Annotated in this window: 13 protein-coding genes; 12 read left to right on the top strand and 1 reads right to left on the bottom strand. The window is 62.5% G+C overall.

Going from position 1 to position 16,726, the window contains the following annotated elements; genetic code table 11:
* Nucleotides 1–4 precede the first annotated feature (4 nt).
* From DQG18_RS00525 to DQG18_RS00500, 6 genes are read left to right on the top strand one after another with little or no spacing between them, the layout of a single operon-like run.
* Complete coding sequence (locus DQG18_RS00525) at nucleotides 5–775, top strand: ABC transporter ATP-binding protein (RefSeq protein ID WP_116652761.1); 771 nt, start codon at nucleotides 5–7, stop codon at nucleotides 773–775.
* On the top strand, nucleotides 772–1,536 hold the full coding sequence (locus DQG18_RS00520; protein WP_116652277.1) for an ABC transporter permease: 765 nt from the start codon (nucleotides 772–774) through the stop codon (nucleotides 1,534–1,536). Before DQG18_RS00525 ends, DQG18_RS00520 begins: the two co-directional genes overlap by 4 nt.
* Complete coding sequence (locus DQG18_RS00515; RefSeq protein WP_116652276.1) at nucleotides 1,536–2,726, top strand: thiolase family protein; 1,191 nt, start codon at nucleotides 1,536–1,538, stop codon at nucleotides 2,724–2,726. Before DQG18_RS00520 ends, DQG18_RS00515 begins: the two co-directional genes overlap by 1 nt.
* A 51-nt stretch (nucleotides 2,727–2,777) precedes the next feature.
* Entirely contained in the window at nucleotides 2,778–3,935 is a 1,158-nt protein-coding gene (locus DQG18_RS00510; protein WP_116652275.1) for an acyl-CoA dehydrogenase family protein, read from the top strand.
* A 37-nt stretch (nucleotides 3,936–3,972) separates the two neighbouring features.
* Nucleotides 3,973–5,490: a class I adenylate-forming enzyme family protein gene (locus tag DQG18_RS00505; RefSeq protein ID WP_245958325.1), complete on the top strand. Its 1,518-nt coding sequence runs from the start codon at nucleotides 3,973–3,975 to the stop codon at nucleotides 5,488–5,490.
* 60 nt (nucleotides 5,491–5,550) lie between these two features.
* Nucleotides 5,551–6,429, top strand: coding sequence for an NAD(P)H-binding protein (locus DQG18_RS00500; RefSeq protein ID WP_116652273.1), 879 nt, complete (start codon nucleotides 5,551–5,553; stop codon nucleotides 6,427–6,429).
* A gap of 23 nt (nucleotides 6,430–6,452) precedes the next feature.
* On the opposite strand, the gene paaG is transcribed toward DQG18_RS00500, so the two are convergent.
* Entirely contained in the window at nucleotides 6,453–7,247 is a 795-nt protein-coding gene (gene paaG / locus DQG18_RS00495; RefSeq protein ID WP_116652272.1) for a 2-(1,2-epoxy-1,2-dihydrophenyl)acetyl-CoA isomerase PaaG, read from the bottom strand.
* A 145-nt stretch (nucleotides 7,248–7,392) separates the two neighbouring features.
* Between paaG and DQG18_RS00490 the strand changes: the two genes are divergently transcribed.
* From DQG18_RS00490 to trpA, 6 genes are all read left to right on the top strand, one after another.
* Entirely contained in the window at nucleotides 7,393–9,330 is a 1,938-nt protein-coding gene (locus DQG18_RS00490) for a 3-hydroxyacyl-CoA dehydrogenase NAD-binding domain-containing protein (RefSeq protein WP_116652271.1), read from the top strand.
* Nucleotides 9,331–9,721: 391 nt separating this feature from the next.
* Nucleotides 9,722–11,125 carry a vanillate/3-O-methylgallate O-demethylase gene (gene ligM / locus DQG18_RS00485; RefSeq protein ID WP_116652270.1) on the top strand — a complete coding sequence of 468 codons (1,404 nt, stop codon included), beginning with the start codon at nucleotides 9,722–9,724 and terminating at the stop codon, nucleotides 11,123–11,125.
* A gap of 102 nt (nucleotides 11,126–11,227) precedes the next feature.
* Nucleotides 11,228–11,761, top strand: a complete 534-nt coding sequence (locus DQG18_RS00480; RefSeq protein ID WP_116652269.1) for a CAP domain-containing protein — start codon at nucleotides 11,228–11,230, stop codon at nucleotides 11,759–11,761.
* Nucleotides 11,762–12,194: 433 nt separating this feature from the next.
* Nucleotides 12,195–15,086: a DNA polymerase I gene (gene polA / locus DQG18_RS00475; RefSeq protein WP_116652268.1), complete on the top strand. Its 2,892-nt coding sequence runs from the start codon at nucleotides 12,195–12,197 to the stop codon at nucleotides 15,084–15,086.
* 384 nt (nucleotides 15,087–15,470) lie between these two features.
* Nucleotides 15,471–15,650 (top strand): hypothetical protein, encoded by a 180-nt coding sequence (locus DQG18_RS00470; RefSeq protein WP_157969947.1) that lies wholly within the window; start codon nucleotides 15,471–15,473, stop codon nucleotides 15,648–15,650.
* Between the two features lie 189 nt (nucleotides 15,651–15,839).
* Complete coding sequence (gene trpA, locus DQG18_RS00465) at nucleotides 15,840–16,664, top strand: tryptophan synthase subunit alpha (protein WP_116652266.1); 825 nt, start codon at nucleotides 15,840–15,842, stop codon at nucleotides 16,662–16,664.
* Nucleotides 16,665–16,726: the final 62 nt, after the last annotated feature.

Below are 16,726 nucleotides of genomic sequence, written 5' to 3'. Positions count from 1 at the left end.
AATGATGACGGCAGAAGCCAAGCTCCGGGTCGAGGGTCTGTCTCTTGATTTCGGCAATGACGAGCGCGGCTTGCGGGTGCTCGCCAATGTAAATCTGGATCTCAAGCGTGGGGAATTCTGCACAATTGTCGGACCTTCGGGCTGTGGCAAGAGTACGCTTCTGAACCTCATTGCCGGGCTGATGCCGCCGACCGGAGGCCAGTGCTATCTGGATGGCAAGCCCATCAAACCGGGCATGCCCAGCATCGGGTACATGTTCCAGAGCGACACCTTGCTGCCCTGGAACACCGCGCTCGAAAACGTGAGGCTGCCTCTGGAGGCCGTTGGCCGCAAGGATGAGGGGCTCTGCCTCGATCTTCTCAAGCGAGTGGGTGTCGGCGATTTCGCCGACGCCTATCCCTGGCAGCTATCCGGCGGGATGAAAAAGCGGGTTCAACTCGCGCGCCTGCTGGCCCAGCAGCCCGAAGTCCTCCTGATGGATGAGCCCTTCGGCGCGCTCGACGCCCAGACCAAGCTGCTTATCCAGGAGGAGTTGCTGCGTCTTTGGGAAAAGTCCGGCCTGACGGTTCTGTTCGTCACGCACGATCTGTCCGAGGCGATCAGCCTTTCCGACCGGGTGTTGCTGTTCAGTGCTCGTCCGGGACACGTCAAGGAAGAATATGAGGTGCCCCTGGCGCGGCCCCGGAACATCGAGGCCATCGTGCAGGATCCCCAGTATAACGACCTGTTTGTCCGGCTCTGGCGCAGCCTCAAGGAAGAGATTCAACTGTCGTGAACATCATACTCAATATTTACCGGGTGCTCCTGCTGGCTGTTCTGCTGGCCATCTGGGAAGGCGCGGCGAGTCTTGGCCTCGTCACCGAGTTCACCATGAGCCGTCCCTCGAGAATTTTCGCATGGCTGGGCGGAGCGCTGGTCGACGGGTTCTTCTGGATGAACATACTCGTCACCGTCCGCGAGACGCTGCTCGGCCTGCTCATTGGTGCCGTGCTCGGCATCCTCTCCGGCTTCGCCCTGGCGCAGTGGCGCGGCGCCTTCCGGCTGCTGGAGCCGTTCATCATGGCTCTCTACAGCCTGCCGCGCGTCGCCTTGGCGCCGCTGTTTCTGGTCTGGTTCGGCATCGGTGAAGGCTCGAAAGTGGCGCTGGCCGCTTCGCTTGTCTATTTCGTTCTGCTGCTCAATACCTATACCGGCATCAGGGAAATCGACCGCAATCTGGTCAATGCGGTGCGGACCATGGGGGCGAGCCGCGGCTTCATTGCCCGTCGCGTGCTGTTGCCATCGTCCCTCACCTTCATCTTTGCCGGGCTCAGGATCAGTATCGGCCTTGCACTTATCGGCACCATTGTCGGTGAAATGATCGCCGGCCAATACGGGCTGGGCCAGATGATCGCCCGGGCCGGCAACATGTTCGATACCGCCCAGGTTTTCGGCATCATCATCGTTCTGGCCATTCTCGCAGTCCTTGCCAGCGAGGGGATGAAACTCCTCGAGCGCTGGGTGATGCGCTGGCGTCCGACCACGGAGACACATTGATGCGCACAGTCAATATTTGCGGCGTCGGCATGACCCGCTTCGGAAAGTACCACGATCGATCGCTCAAGGATCTGGGGCGCGAAGCCGTGACGGCGGCCCTTGCCGATGCCGGGGTGGAAGCGCGCGATCTACAGGCGGCATTCGTCGGCAATTCCATGGCCGGGATCGTGACGGGCCAGGAGGCCGTACGCGGCCAGGTCGTGCTGAGCGCCATGGGCATTGGCGGCCTGCCGATCGTGAATGTCGACAATGCCTGCGCGTCGGGATCATCGGCGCTACACCAGGCCTGGATGGCCGTCGGTGCAGGGCTCTATGAGGTGGTGCTGGTGCTGGGCGTGGAAAAGCTTTTTCATCCCGACCGCGCCGTTACGCTGCGCGCACTGGCATCGGCGACCGATGTCGAAAAACTGTCCGGTGATGGCGGCGGCAGTGTGTTCCTGGAGGAGTCCAGCCAGAGGTTCGCCGCCTATATGGAACGGACGGGCGCAACCCTCCGGCATGTGGCCATGATTGCCGAAAAGAGCCATCGCAACAGCGCGCTCAATCCCCTCGCGCAATATCAGAACGCCTATAGCGTCGATGAAATTCTCGCCTCGCCTGTATCGGCGCCACCGCTGACCCGGCTCATGTGCTCGCCGATCGGAGACGGGGCCGCGGCCCTCGTGGTCTGCTCGGAAGCCTATGCGAAAAAAATCGGTCGTGCCGGAATCCGGATCGGCGCATCCGTTGTGAGGTCAGCGGGCAGCCCCGATGGCGTGGGCATCGCGGAACGCGGCGCGGATGCGGCCTATGAAATGGCCGGGATCGGCCCCGAGGAGTTGTCGCTGGCCGAGGTCCACGACACCACTGCGGCCAGTGAATTGATGCTCTACGAAAGACTGGGCTTCTGCGCTGCCAATGAGGGGCCCAAGCTGGTGGATACCGGCGCCATCCGGATCGGCGGCCATATGCCGGTCAATACCAGTGGAGGCCTGATCTCTCGCGGGCATCCGGTCGGCGCAACGGGCGTCGCCCAGATCGTCGAGATCACACAGCAACTGCGCGGGCAGGCCGGTCCGCGCCAGGTCAACGGTGCGCGTGTCGGGCTGGCGCATAACGCAGGGGGCACGGTCCTCGGTGAGCCCGCAGCGCTTTGCATTCACATACTGGTCGCGGACGACGCAGGGCAAACGCGCAATCTGGGCCAGTAAGGCTTCATCCCAGCGCTGCGTCGCCGACTTAATTCAGAAGAGGAATTTTCCATGCACGTGTTCACACCCGCGCAAATCTCCGTTCGTGACACAGCAGCCGAAGCTGCCCGCGAACTCTCCAAGATCATCATCGATATCGACCGCCAGACGGGCCACTCCAAGCAGTGGTGGGAGGGGCTGCATCTGCTGGAAAATGCAGGCTTGCTGCGCCTGCACATCCCGAAGGAAAAGGGGGGCGAAGGCGCAGATACCATGTCGCTGGTGCTGGCGCAGGAAGAGATCGCCAAGGTTGATGGCGGCTATGCCAACATCGTGTCGCACGAGGCCTGTGCCTATGCGATCTTCACCCATTGCCAGGACGAAGCGCTGCGCGAGCGCGCCATCAAGAGCATGGCCGAGGGCTCGCTGACCTGCATTGCGATCACCGAGCCCGATACCGGCGCCGACCTGGCCCAGATGAAGACGACGGCCGTTGCGGACGGCGATGGCTGGCTCATCTCCGGCCACAAGCGCGTTGCCTCGCTGGCTGGCGCCGCCGGCATGTATCTGGTGTTCGCTCTCACCGATCCGAGCCTGGGCACGCGCGGCATTTCCGCCTTCGTCGTCGATGCGGGTACGCCAGGGCTTTCTGTGGGCGAGGCCGATGAACTGATGGGTTTCCGCCAGCTGCCGCCGGCGGACGTGTTCTTTGACAATGTGCGGGTGACGCGCTCGCAGTTGCTGGGTGAAATCGGCGGCGCCTTCAAGCTCTTCGCGCAGGCCCTCAATCTGGGCCGCCTGGGTGGCGGCACGCAGGCCCTCGGCGTCGCCCAGGGCGCGTTCGAGCACGCCCTGGCCTATGCCAAGAAGCGTCACACCTTCGGCAAGCCGCTGATCGAGCATCAGGCGATCCAGTTCTCGCTCGCTGACATGGCAACGCAGATCGAGGCCAGCCGCGCGCTGGTCTATCAGGTCGCCCGCTGGATGGATGAGACCGACGATACGACCAGCCGCGAGGCCGCAAAGCTGTGCGCCATGGTCAAGATGCAGGCCTCGGACATGGCGATGAAAGTCACCATCGACGCCGTGCAGGTCTTCGGCGCCTACGGCAATTATCGCGAGAACCATGTCGAGCGCCTGATGCGCGACGCCAAGGTGACCCAGCTTGTCGATGGCCCCAATGAACTCATGAAGATGCGGATCGGCCATGCGCTGATCCGTGGCGTGTAACGCGATTTAGGGAGGCGAAGGGGTGTTGACTGGAGATATGCTGCGGCGTTCCGCGGAGCGCTTTCCGAGCAAGGCGGCGATCATCTGCCACGGGGTAGAGAAAAGCTATGGCGACCTGGACAGGGACGCCAACCGTTTCGCTCATGCCGTGCTCGACATGGGACTGGCCAAGGGCGCCAAGGTTGCCATTCTGTCGCGCAACCGCCCGGAATATGTGACGGCGTTCTTCGGCGCGTCGCGCACAGGCTGCGTCTTCGTCAATGTCTCGGTGCTCTATGCGCTAGAGGAACTGGTCTATGTCCTCGACAAGGCGGATGTGGAGGTTCTGCTGTATGAAGATTGCTTTGCCGACCGCGTGAAGCAGGCCGCCGAGCGCCTGCCCAGGCTCAGGCAGACGATCCTCATTGGCAGTGCGGCCGGCGACGAGCCGACCTTCGACGCCCTCCTCGCCAATTATCCCGATACCGATCCCGGCGTCGAGATCGACGAGGATGATCCCTTCTGCATGACCTATACGGGCGGTACCACCGGCCGTCCCAAAGGGGTTTTGGCCAACCACAAGAGCCGGGTGGTCACGGCGCATACGGTCGTCGTTGAAAGCGGTATCACGGAAAAGGACGTCGTGGCCGTCGTCACGCCCCTGTTCCATGTGGCAGCGCTCAATATCATGCTTCAGCCTGCCGTCCTGGTCGGGGCGACCACCGTCCTTCTTCCCAAATGGGATGTCGGGGAATACGCCAGGCTCTCGCGGACTTACGGTATCAGCGCTGCCTTCATGGTGCCTACCCAGGTCAGCATGCTGGTGGGCGACGAGAATTTCGATGCCGAAAACTACTCCGTCTGGACCAAGCTCAACTTTTCCGGCGCACCCATGCCGGACTGGGTCCAGAAGACGATCCTTGAAAAGTTGCCGCGACTCAGGCTGACGCAGTTCTACGGGCAATCGGAGATGGGCATCGTGGCGGCGCTCAAGTCGGACGACCTGCCGCACAAGCTCGGCAGCGTCGGCCGGCAGGTCTATAACGCCGATCTGGCGGTGCTCGATCGCGACGGCAACCCGGTCAAGCCGGGCGAGATCGGCGAAATCGTCGCGCGCGGTGCCAATGTCATGCTCGAATATTATAACGATCCCGAGCAGACCGAGGCTTTCTGGCGCCATGGCTGGGCCTGGAGTGGCGATCTGGCGACGGTTGATGCCGATGGTTTCCTGACGCTGGTCGACCGCTCGAAGGACATGATCATCGCCGGCGGCGAGAACATCTATCCCAAGGAAATCGAGAACGTGCTCTACGATCACCCTGCGGTAGCCGAATGCGCCGTGTTCGGCATTCCTGACGACAAATGGGGCGAAGTTCCCGCGGCCCATGTCCAGCTCAGGGCCGGGAGCACCGCGAGCGAAGAGGATCTGGTCGGTCACTGCACCGAACGGCTGGCGCGCTTCAAACGGCCGCGCCTGATCAAGCTGGTGACCGATTTTCCCAAGACGCCGATTGGCAAAATCCAGAAGAACGTGATCCGCGAAGATTATTGGGCCGGTCGAGACAAGCGCATCTAGCGTGATCTCACCGCTCGATCGTCCCCATACTGCACCAAACGCTTAACCTTCCGAGAAACCATGATCAGTATCACCGGCGCATCCGGTCAGTTGGGGCGGAAAATTGTTTCAGCCCTCACACAGCGCGGATTTGGCTCCGCAATCGTTGCGGGTACCAGAAACCCAGAGAAAATCGGCGATCTTGCGGAAGGCGGGATCAGAACCGTCACGGCGGATTTTGACCGGCCTGAAACCATGCGGGCCGCCTTTTCGGGGGCGGACGTCGCGCTGATCATCTGTGGAACCGCCCCGGTCGAAGCGCGGGTGAAACAGCATCGGGCGGCGATCGATGCCGCCCGCGATGCAGGCGTGGGAAGGCTCGTCTATACGAGCTTTATCAATCCAAAGCGCGAAAGCCTCTTTCCCTATGCCGCGGTTCATGAAGATAGCGAGCGCTACCTCATGGATTCGGGCGTGCCCTATACGATCCTGCGCAACAATCATTTCGTCGAAAATCTCGACAATGCCCTGGTGGGAGCGTGGGAAACCGGCTCGCTAACGCTGCCGGGAGCCGCAGGCAAAGTGGGCTATATCTTCCGCCGCGACGTGGCCGAGGCCACCGCCACCGTACTGACCCAGCCGGGACACGCGAACCGGATATACGAGCTCACAGGCCCAGAGGCGCTCGATCTGCATGAGGTTGCCGGGCTGGCGAGCCAGGTCTGGGGGCGGGCGGTGACGGCGAGCGAGCTCGACCGCGTCGACTATGGCCGTATTCTTGCGGAACGGGGTTTGCCGCCCTTTGCGGTCGAAGCGCAGATCGGCATCCGCCTGGCGTCGGGCGCGGGTGAATATGATCTGTTGTCTCCGCAAGCGGCGCTGTTCGCTGGCCGCGCCTTAGGGCGCGTGGCGGATCACCTGGCGGCATTTTGCGCTGAACAGAACAAAAGGGGGGAGTGATCGCTTCCTTTCCGGGGCGGGGATCACTCCCCGCGAAAAACCGGCGGGCGCTTGTCGAGAAAGGCGGCGACACCTTCGGCATAGTCGGCACTGTTGCCGGCAACACGCTGGCTGTCGCGCTCGAGGTCGAGCTGGGCGTCGAGCGTATTGGAGGCGGCAAGCTGGATCAGATGTTTGGTCAGACCAAGTCCGATCGTGGGGCCTTTGGCAAGCTTGCGTGCAAGCTGGCCGGCCTGATCGAGAAGATCCACATCGTCGACGGCTTTCCAGATGAGACCCCATTCGGCAGCCGTTTCGGCGGCAAGCGGTTCACCCGTCAACATGAGGGCCTTGGCGCGGGGTTCCCCGAGAATACGGGGAAGCGTCCAGCTTCCGCCGGCGTCCGGCACCAGCCCGACCTTGGAAAACGCCTGTACGAATTTGGCCGAACGGGCGGCAATCACGATATCGCAGGCCAGCGCGATATTGGCGCCGGCGCCTGCCGCCACGCCGTTGACGGCGACGACCACGGGTTTGCGCAGATCGCGGATGAGACGGATGGCGGGGTTGTAATAGGTGTCGAGAGAATGGCCCAGATCGTGCGGGGCGGTCCGCTTGCGCGGATCGCGATCGCTCAGATCCTGCCCGGCAGAAAAGGCGCGCCCCGAGCCCGTCAAAAGGACAGCCCTGATTGTGGTATCGTCACAGGCGCGTTCCAGCTCGGCCCGCAGCGCCACATGCATTTCGATATTGAACGCGTTGAGCTTGTCGGGCCGGTTCAGCGTCAGCTTCAGAACGCCATCCTCGACTGCCGAAAGAACACTATCCGAAGCCTGCAACCCTCGTCTCCCGTCTCACAAAATTTACGCGAACGCTATTCGCCAACTCTTGCACAGAAGGCGTTTCCAGCCAACCGAGAAATCTGAAATTTGTGCTTAAAATCAGTTATTTGTGCGGATTTCACTTCAGTCAGAGGAATTTCCGATGAAGCTCGTTACCCTTACCCGCGACGCTGAAATCGCAATCGTTACCGTAAGCAATCCACCAGTCAACGCGCTGAGCCAGGCGCTGCGGGAGCAACTCCTCGAGGTGGTGGGCAGTCTGGGCGCGGATGCCGGCGTCCGGGGCGTGGTTCTGCTCTGTGCAGGCCGTACCTTTATTGCCGGCGCCGACGTCAACGAGTTCGATAAGCCGCCCGCGCCGCCGCATTTGCCGGACCTGGTTGCCGCTATCGAGAACGCGCCCCAACCCTGGCTTGCCGCCATTCATGGCGCTGCCCTCGGCGGTGGGCTGGAAGTGGCGTTGGGGTGCCGGTTCAGGCTGGCGGCGCGGAACGCTTCGCTGGGCTTTCCCGAAGTCGCGCTCGGGGTCATTCCCGGTGCGTCGGGCACGGTCCGGACGCCCCGTCTCATCGGCGTCAATGCCGCGGTGGACCTCATCACCTCCGGCAAGCCCATTTCCGCCCCGGAGGCTCTAGCGGTTGGTCTTGTCGACGAAGTGATCGATGGCGAGTTGATGACGGAGGCTGTCAGCTATCTCCGCGAAGCGCTTCATCGTCCGTTGCCGCCGGCGATCTCGCAGCGTCCGCAGCATGCGGGGAATTTTGCATGGGAGGCTCAGCGCCAGATCCTGACGCGACGCGCCAGGGGCGAGCTGGCCCCGCTCAAGGCGCTGGAAAGCATAGAGTTTTCGACGACACATGATTTTGATGAGGCAATGGCTTTCGAGAGGCGAGCCTTTCTTGAACTGCGCACCGCCCCGCAGGCAGCCGCGCTTCGCCATGTCTTTCTTGCAGAACGCGCCGCGCTCCGCCCGGCCGACCTCAAAGACATTGCCTCTCTTCCGATCGAACAGATCGGCGTCGTAGGAGGTGGTACGATGGGGATCGGCATCACAGCCGCCTTTCTCGATGCGGGGCTGACCGTCACTCTGGTTGAACGCGACCTGGAGTCCGCTCAACGGGCCAAAACCAATCTGAAGGCGCTTTACCAAGGAACAGTCAAACGCGGGCGGCTGAGCCACGCTGAGGCCGAGGCGAGATTGGCGCGATTCAGCGCGATATCCGATCTTACCGCACTGGCGGCGGCCGATCTGGTGATCGAGGCGGTGTTCGAGGACATCGCCATCAAGCAGGAGCTGTTCGGGCGGCTCGACAGGATATGCCGGCCCGACGCCATTCTGGCGACCAACACATCATATCTCGATCCGCGCGCGATTGCCGAACCCGTTTCCGGGCTGGAGCGCTTCATCGGGCTTCATTTCTTCAGCCCCGCCAATATCATGAAGCTGCTCGAAATTGTACCGCTGGCACAGACCAGCCAGACCGTCTTGGCGACAGCCATTTCGCTGGCGCGGCGCCTTGGCAAGATCCCGGTGCGGTCCGGCGTCTGCGAAGGGTTTGTCGGCAATCGCATTCTCAAACGGTATCGCGCCGCAGCCGAAGACCTGGTGCGCCGCGGGATTTCCATCGCGGAAATCGATGCTGCAATGCGCGATTATGGATTTGCCATGGGGCCGTTCGAGGCCCAGGACCTCGGAGGTCTGGACATTGCTTTCGCTCAGCGCGAGGCCGCCCGCTCGGCGGGCACGCAAATCGCCGAAACGCTTGGCGACATACTCGTGCGCGCCGGGCGAAAGGGACAAAAGGTCGGCGCCGGGTGGTATGATTACGTTTCGGGGAGCCGCACACCCGTCATGTCGGAAGATGTCATGAAGTTGCTTGCAGGTTCGGTGGGACCCGGCAAAACCCGGACCCGCCAGCAGATCGCGGACAGCCTTGTCGCCGAGATGGCGGCGGAGGGCGAACGGATTCTTGCGGAAGGTATCGTACGCCAGGCAGCCGATATCGATCTGGTCGAGATACATGGCTATGGTTTCCCCCGCTGGCGCGGAGGGCCAATGTTTGTGCGGTCGGTGTCATGAGGAGGCCGCGGCCGAGCCGACGGCCGCACCGAGCTCGAGGGAGATCGAGGCGGGGCTGCAAACCCGTTCATCCCGGCTCTTTAGATCGCTTCAGGTTCTGACGGAATTATCGAGTTTCCCGCGATTGCGGCGGGTTCGGTCTGGACCCCGGGAATGAATCCCGGGGTGACAGGCGAGCATGGGGCAGGTATCGGCCAGAGTCATCAATGTCATTCCGGGACTCGTTCCGGATTTCGGCTTTCGCTGGAAAAGCGAGGAGGCAGAGCACAAGACGACGCACGCGAAATAATGTGCGCATGTCACCTGTGCCCTGGCGAAATACACTTGCTTTTCGCCCCTGAACCAGCGCATATGTATACATCATAAGCGTAAACCCAAGGGAGAGATTGCCATGGCGCACACCAGTCTTGCCGATATCATGAAAGAAAACCCCGACATTGTGGGCCGGCTCCGCAATTCCAGGATCGGGATGTATGTATACCCGGTCGTCGCGCCGGAATTTTCCAACTGGCGCACCGAACAGTGGGCGTGGCGCAATTCCGCCGTCCTGTTCGACCAGACCCATCACATGGACGAAGTGATCGTCGAGGGCCCGGACGCCGAAGCGTTCCTGTCCCATCACGGCATCAACTCGTTTGCCAATTTCAGCCTCAACCGCGCCAAGCACTACGTGCCCGTGACCCCGGCCGGCCACGTCATCGGCGACCACATCATCTTCCGCGAGCGTGAGGACAAGTTTGTCCTCGTGGGCCGCGCACCGACCTCGAACTGGCTGTTGTTCAACGCCGCCTATGGCAAGTGGAACGTGCGCATCACGCACGACCCGCGCTCTCCGTCGCGCCCCGAGGGCGAGCGGGTGTTCCGCACCCATTACCGCTACCAGATCCAGGGTCCCGAGGCGAACAAGATCTTCGAGAAGTTGAACCGCGGTCCGATCCCGGACATCAAGTTCTTCCACGTCGACCACATCAATATCGGATCGAAAAAGGTGCAGGCCCTGCGCCACGGCATGTCGGGCGCGCCGGGTCTCGAGATCTGGGGCCCGTACGAGGACAAGAGCTATATCCTCTCGTGCATCCTCGATGCGGCCAAGGAAGCTGGCGTTGATCTCGTGCGCTGCGGCTCGCGGGCCTATTCGACCAACACGCTCGAATCGGGCTGGATTCCCTCGCCCCTGCCGGGCATCTATTCGGGCGATGGCCTCTTGGCCGCCTACCGCGAATGGCTGGGCGCCGACAGCTACGAAGCCTCGGGTGCCATCGGCGGCAGCTTTGTTTCCGACAATATCGAGGACTACTACGTCAATCCGTTCGAACTGGGCTACGACTTCTATATCGGCTGGAAGAAGGACGATTTCATCGGCAAGGCCGCGCTCGAAAAGATGAAGGGCCAGACCAACCGCAAGAAGGTCACCTTCGAGTGGAACCGCGAGGACGTCCTCAAGGTCATCGCCTCGGCCTTCGAGGACGGCACACCCTACAAGTGGATCGACTTCCCCCAGCCCAACTACGCCTCCTCTTCGGCCGACATGGTCATGAAGGACGGCAAGATGGTCGGCATGTCGATGTTCAACGGCTATTCGTTCAACGAGCGGTGCGTCCTTTCGCTCGGCGTCGTCAACGCCGACGTCCAGGAAGGCGACGTGCTCACCATGCTCTGGGGTGAGCCCGAGCCGACCGGCAAGACCTCGGCCGAAACCCACAAGCAGGCCGAGATCCGCGTCCGCGTTTCGCCCACCCCCTACGCCCGCGAGGCGCGCGAGAACTACGCCGATAGCTGGCGCACCCGCAAATAAGCCGGACCGTTCCTCCACCGGCTTTCAAAAGAGCGCCGCTCCCTTCGGGGGCGGCGTTTTTTGCATCTTCCGGTCCCGCGCCGATCTGATAGAAGAGGCGCCATGAAGCTGTTGTCCCGCCGTCAGTTCGCTATTGGTCTCGCCGCATCGGGCGGGGCGCTTTGGCTTTCAGGGTGTACGCCCTCCCCCGTCATCATGACGACGGCCCGTGCCACCCCGGTCTCCACCGTCTCGGTCGCCGAGGCCAATGGCGCGCTTAACGCCATGCGGCGTGAGAACGGGCTTACAGAGCTGACCCACAACGCCATGCTCCAGGCGGTGGCCGAGGAACAGGCCGGGATCATGGCCCGCACCACAAAGATCGCCCACACGGCCGAGGCGGGCCAGCCCTTCATCGAGCGGCTGCGGCGCGCCGGGTTCTGGGGCGCGGCAGGCGAAAACCTCGCTGGCGGCCCGCCCAACCTTGCCACCGCGATTGATGGCTGGATGGAATCGCGGGCCCACCATAGGGTCATGGTCAATCCCGACTACGTCCAGTTCGGCATCTCGGTGCGGCGCGGCCCCTCGACCACCTTCAACACCTACGGCACCTACTGGGCCCTCATCATGGGCGTCCGCTCGCCGGATATGGCTTAAGCCCGAGATCGCCCCCCCCGGTTACCCTTCTCCCTCGTGGGAGAAGGTGGATCGCCCGAAGGGCGAGACGGATGAGGGGCAGCGATGCCTTTCCAAACACTGGATCATTTCGGATTTTGTCGGAATCGGCCTCAAGCTCCTTTGCTGCCCCGGCGAAAGCCGGGGCCCATGCTGCAAAGTCCGCCGTGTTGGATGGTTCGCTATGGATCCCGGGATAGCGACGGAGACAAACCGATCGTTTCGATCGAAACCTGAAACGATCTAAAGCCGATTGCCCTGCCCCACCTTCTCCTCTTGTGGGCAGTTATACGGAGACGCCGGTCGCGAAATCGTCTATTTTCGCGACGAACCCGGCAAGCCCCTCCGGTCTTGCCCGGCATCCGATTCCGCGCCAAGGTGCGCACCAACCTCAGACCCGCCGGAGCCCTTCTTCATGCACCTCGTCCTCGTCGACGGCTCGTCCTTCATTTTCAGGGCCTATCACGCGCTTCCGCCCCTGACGCGCAAGTCCGACGGGTTACCGGTCGGCGCGGTCGCCGGGTTCTGCAACATGCTGTTCAAGCTCTCCGAGGATCTGAAGGGCGACAACGCCCCCACCCACATGGCGGTGATCTTCGACTATTCGGGCAAGAGCTTCCGCAATGATCTTTACGACCAGTACAAGGCCAACCGCCCCGAGGCGCCCGAGGATCTGGTGCCGCAATTCCCGCTGACGCGCGAGGCGACCCGCGCCTTCAACCTGCCCTCGATCGAGCAGGAAGGTTATGAGGCCGACGATATCATCGCCACCTATGCCTGCCAGATGCGCGATAAAGGCGGCAAGGTCACCATCGTTTCCTCCGACAAGGATCTGATGCAGCTTGTCGACGACAACGTCGTGATGCTCGATACCATCGCCCGCCCCGGCCAACCGCCCATGCGCTGGATTGGGCCCGACGAGGTTGTCGCCAAGTTCGGGGTGGGGCCCGAAAAGGTGGTCGACGTTCAGGCGCTGTGCGGGGACGCGGTGGACAACGTGCCGGGCGTGCCCGGCATCGGGATCAAGACCGCGGCTTTGCTCATCAACGAATATGGCGATCTTGAAACCCTTCTGGCGCGGGCGGGCGAGATCAAGCAGCAAAAGCGCCGCGAAACGATCCTCGAGAATGCCGGACTGGCCCGCATATCGCGCACGCTGGTCGAGCTCGACTGCAACACCCCCGTCGAGACCCCGCTCGACGATCTCGTCCGCCAGCCGCTCGAAGCAAAAACGCTGATCCCGTTTTTGAAGGCGATGGAATTTGCCGCCTTCACGCGCCGGGTGGCAACGCTTCTGGAGGTCGATCCAGCCGATTTCGAGGCCGATTCCGCGCTCGCCGCCTCGGGCGAGGGGCTTTCGGGCCAGTCGGGCATTTCCGCCGACACCGGCACGACCCACGCCACCGATCATGGCCCCGAGGCCCACGCCGAGGCGGTGCTCGAAACCATTCGCGCCATCCCCTGCCGGCACGAGGATTATACCATCGTGCGCGACCCCCACGACCTGGCCGGCTGGGTCGAAAGGATCATCGAAAAGGGCCACGTCGCCATCGATACCGAAACGACCGGGCTCGACAACCAGCAGGCCGACCTTGTCGGCATCTGCCTTGCGACCGAACCGGGCACCGCCTGCTACGTCCCGCTCGGCCATGTCGATGGGGCGGGCGACATGTTCGGGGGCGGGCGGGCCGAGGGCCAGATGGAGATGCGCACCGCGCTCGACATGCTCAAGCCCGTCCTTGAGGACCCCGCGATTTTGAAGATCGGCCAGAACCTCAAATACGATCTGGGCATCTTTGCCCGCTACGGCATCGAGCTTGTCTCGATCGACGATACCATGCTCATGAGCTATGCGCTCGATGGCGCGCGCAACAATGGCATGGATGCGCTGGCCGACCGCTGGCTCAACCACACCTGCCTCAAATTCACCGATCTTGCCGGCACCGGCAAGAACCAGCTCACCTTCGACAGGATCGCCATCGAGGACGCGGCCAGATATGCCGCCGAGGACGCCGATGTGACGCTCAGGCTCTGGCATGTCCTCAAGCCCCGGCTCGCCGCGTTTGGCGCAACGACCATCTACGAAACCATCGACCGTCCGCTCGCCCCTGTGCTTGCGCGGATGGAAGCGCGCGGGATCTCGGTCGACCGGCAGATCCTCTCGCTCATGAGCGGCGATTTCGCCCAGCGCGCCGCGGCCCTTGAAGCCGAGGCGCACGCGCTGGCGGGCGAAAAATTCAATCTGGGCTCGCCCAAGCAGCTCGGCGATATCCTGTTCGGCAAGATGGGCCTTGAAGGCGGCGCCAGGACCAAGACCGGCGCCTGGGCGACGGGCGCTTCGGTGCTCGACGACCTCGCAGCCCAAGGCGTGCCGCTGGCCAAGGTGCTGCTCGACTGGCGCGGGGTCACCAAGCTCAAATCCACCTATACCGACGCGCTGCCCGGCTATATCAACCCGCGCACCGGGCGCGTCCACACCTCCTATCATCAGGCCGCGGTTGCAACGGGCCGGCTCTCCTCGACCGATCCGAACCTGCAAAACATTCCCGTGCGCACCGAGGACGGGCGCAAGATCAGGACGGCGTTCGTCGCCCGGCCGGGCAATCTGCTGATCTCGGCGGACTATTCACAGATCGAATTGCGCGTCCTTGCCCATATCGCCGATATCGACGCGCTGAAAGACGCCTTCGAGGAAGGGCTCGACATCCACGCCATGACGGCAAGCGAGATGTTCGGGGTGCCTATCGAGGGCATGGATCCGATGGTGCGCCGCAAGGCCAAGGCGATCAATTTCGGTATCATCTACGGCATCTCGGCCTTCGGGCTCGCCAACCAGCTCGGCATCGCCCGTTCGGAGGCGAGCGACTACATCAAGACCTATTTCAAGCGTTTCCCCGGTATCCAGGACTATATGGACCAGCAAAAGCGGCTGGTGAAAGCGCAAGGGTTCGTTTCGACCATTTTCGGCCGGAAAATCCCCTTCGAGAACGCCAACACCAAGAACCCCTCCGAACGCGCCTTCATCGAACGCGCCTCGATCAACGCCCCCATCCAGGGGAGCGCCGCCGACATCATCCGGCGCGCCATGATCCGCATGGAAAAAGCCCTTGGCGCCGAAAAGGCCGACGCCGACATGCTCTTGCAGGTCCATGACGAACTGATCTTTGAAGCGCCGCAGGACAAGGCCGAAGCCGCCATCCCCGTCATCCGCAAGGTGATGGAAGGGGCAGCCGAACCAGCCGTGCGGCTGGCCGTGCCGATCCACGTGGACGCAAAAGCCGCCCGGAACTGGGAGGCCGCGCATTAGATCGTTTCAGGTTCTGACGGAATCGTCGAGGCTCTTGCGATTGCGGCGGGTTCGGTCTGGACCCCGGGATTGAAGCCCGGGGCGACGGGCGGGAATGGGGCCGGTATCGGCCAAAGCCGCCAATGTCCTTCCGGGACTCGTTCCCGGAACCCAGCGCGATCCATCCCCACCCGTCCCGGCAGGCCGTTTCCATCAAAACCTGAAACATTCTAGATCCGCTGAGGCTTTCACGCGCGGCGACAGGATAAAAACCGGAAACGATTCAGCAAACCCGCCAGCCATGCGCAGGCCGGATGGCTGGCATGACCAATATGGCCCTACACAAACAGGGCATCGGGGTCCATCTATCAATCGTAATCAACTTCGATTGAAATGGAGGTTCACATGTCCAATCGTGTTTTCGACGGCCTGGCAGGCTTTTTCGGTGACATTGGGCGCGCCCGTGCCGCCTCCGCGCTTTATCGCGATCTTTCCGGACTGTCCGACGAGGCTCTCAAGGCACGCGGGCTGAGCAGGGATAGCCTTCCCCGCTACGCCTTCGACAAGGCTTTTTCGGGCAAGTAGGCACGGTGCCTCGCCCAGATGTGAAGAAACCGGCATCCGCCATCCGCGGATGCCTTTTTCTTTTCCGGGCCCGTGGTTGACTCTTGGGGCGTTCTTGCCCTTTATCCGGCGTGATAAATCAAAGACTTGGAGCTTCTGTTTCGGTTCCATCAAAACAGGAAAAGCTCTGGCAGGGAGGGCGGACGGCCTATGACCACTCGCATCGACAGGCGTTTTGAAAAGACCCGGGCCGAGAACCGCCCCGCTTTCGTCTCCTTTGTGATGGCCGGAGACCCCGACGAGGCCACCGCCGATGCAATTATTGCCGGCCTGCCCGCCGCCGGGGCCGATATCATCGAACTGGGCATGCCCTTTTCCGACCCCATGGCCGATGGCGTCGCCGTGCAGATGGCGGGGCAGCGCGCGCTCAAGGCCGGGATGACGCTCAAAAAGACCCTCGATATGGTCGCCCGCTTCCGCAAGACCGATACCGAGACCCCCATCGTCCTGATGGGCTACTATAATCCCATCTATATCTACGGCGTCGACGATTTCATCGCCGATGCGCTTGCCGCCGGTGTCGACGGGTTGATCGTCGTCGATCTGCCCGCCGAGGAAGACGGCGAATTGTGCCTGCCCGCGCTCAAGGCGGGGCTCAATTTCATCCGGCTGGCCACACCCACCACCGACGATGACCGACTGGGCACGGTCCTTAAGAACAGTTCGGGCTTTGTCTATTACGTCTCGATGACCGGCATCACCGGGGCCGAGATCAAGGACCGCGGCGCGGTGGGTACGGCGGTCAACCGCATCAAGGTCCATACCGGCCTTCCCATCGCCGTGGGGTTCGGTATCAAGACCGCCGAGGATGCCGCGCTCATCGGCCGGGACGCCGATGGGGTGGTCGTGGGTTCGGCGCTGGTGTCGGCGATCGCGGAATCGCTTGTCGACGGGGTGCCGCAGCGGGGGACCCCCGAAGCTGTCCACAATGTCGTGCGCACGCTCGCCGAGGGTGCAAAGCGCGCCAGAAGCTGATATAAATTGCCACAATCGCATCCTACATATGGCAGGTCCCAGACCGGCCTGCCGGGCAGATG

Origin of the sequence: Pelagibacterium sediminicola (assembly GCF_003390885.1) — a bacterium.
Classification (GTDB): Bacteria; Pseudomonadota; Alphaproteobacteria; order Rhizobiales; family Devosiaceae; genus Pelagibacterium; species Pelagibacterium sediminicola.
The sequence above is the reverse complement of the archived record's forward strand: the minus strand, read 5'-3'. Positions and strand labels throughout refer to the sequence as shown.

Excerpts from the sequence above, each read along its gene's own strand:
- DQG18_RS00525 (WP_116652761.1), top strand. The coding sequence starts at position 5 with ATGACGGCAGAAGCCAAGCTCCGGGTCGAGGGTCTGTCTCTTGATTTC.
- DQG18_RS00515 (WP_116652276.1), top strand. The coding sequence starts at position 1,536 with ATGCGCACAGTCAATATTTGCGGCGTCGGCATGACCCGCTTCGGAAAG.
- DQG18_RS00510 (WP_116652275.1), top strand. The coding sequence starts at position 2,778 with ATGCACGTGTTCACACCCGCGCAAATCTCCGTTCGTGACACAGCAGCC.
- DQG18_RS00505 (WP_245958325.1), top strand. The coding sequence starts at position 3,973 with ATGCTGCGGCGTTCCGCGGAGCGCTTTCCGAGCAAGGCGGCGATCATC.
- DQG18_RS00500 (WP_116652273.1), top strand. The coding sequence starts at position 5,551 with ATGATCAGTATCACCGGCGCATCCGGTCAGTTGGGGCGGAAAATTGTT.
- DQG18_RS00490 (WP_116652271.1), top strand. The coding sequence starts at position 7,393 with ATGAAGCTCGTTACCCTTACCCGCGACGCTGAAATCGCAATCGTTACC.
- ligM (WP_116652270.1), top strand. The coding sequence starts at position 9,722 with ATGGCGCACACCAGTCTTGCCGATATCATGAAAGAAAACCCCGACATT.
- DQG18_RS00480 (WP_116652269.1), top strand. The coding sequence starts at position 11,228 with ATGAAGCTGTTGTCCCGCCGTCAGTTCGCTATTGGTCTCGCCGCATCG.
- polA (WP_116652268.1), top strand. The coding sequence starts at position 12,195 with ATGCACCTCGTCCTCGTCGACGGCTCGTCCTTCATTTTCAGGGCCTAT.
- DQG18_RS00470 (WP_157969947.1), top strand. The coding sequence starts at position 15,471 with ATGTCCAATCGTGTTTTCGACGGCCTGGCAGGCTTTTTCGGTGACATT.
- trpA (WP_116652266.1), top strand. The coding sequence starts at position 15,840 with ATGACCACTCGCATCGACAGGCGTTTTGAAAAGACCCGGGCCGAGAAC.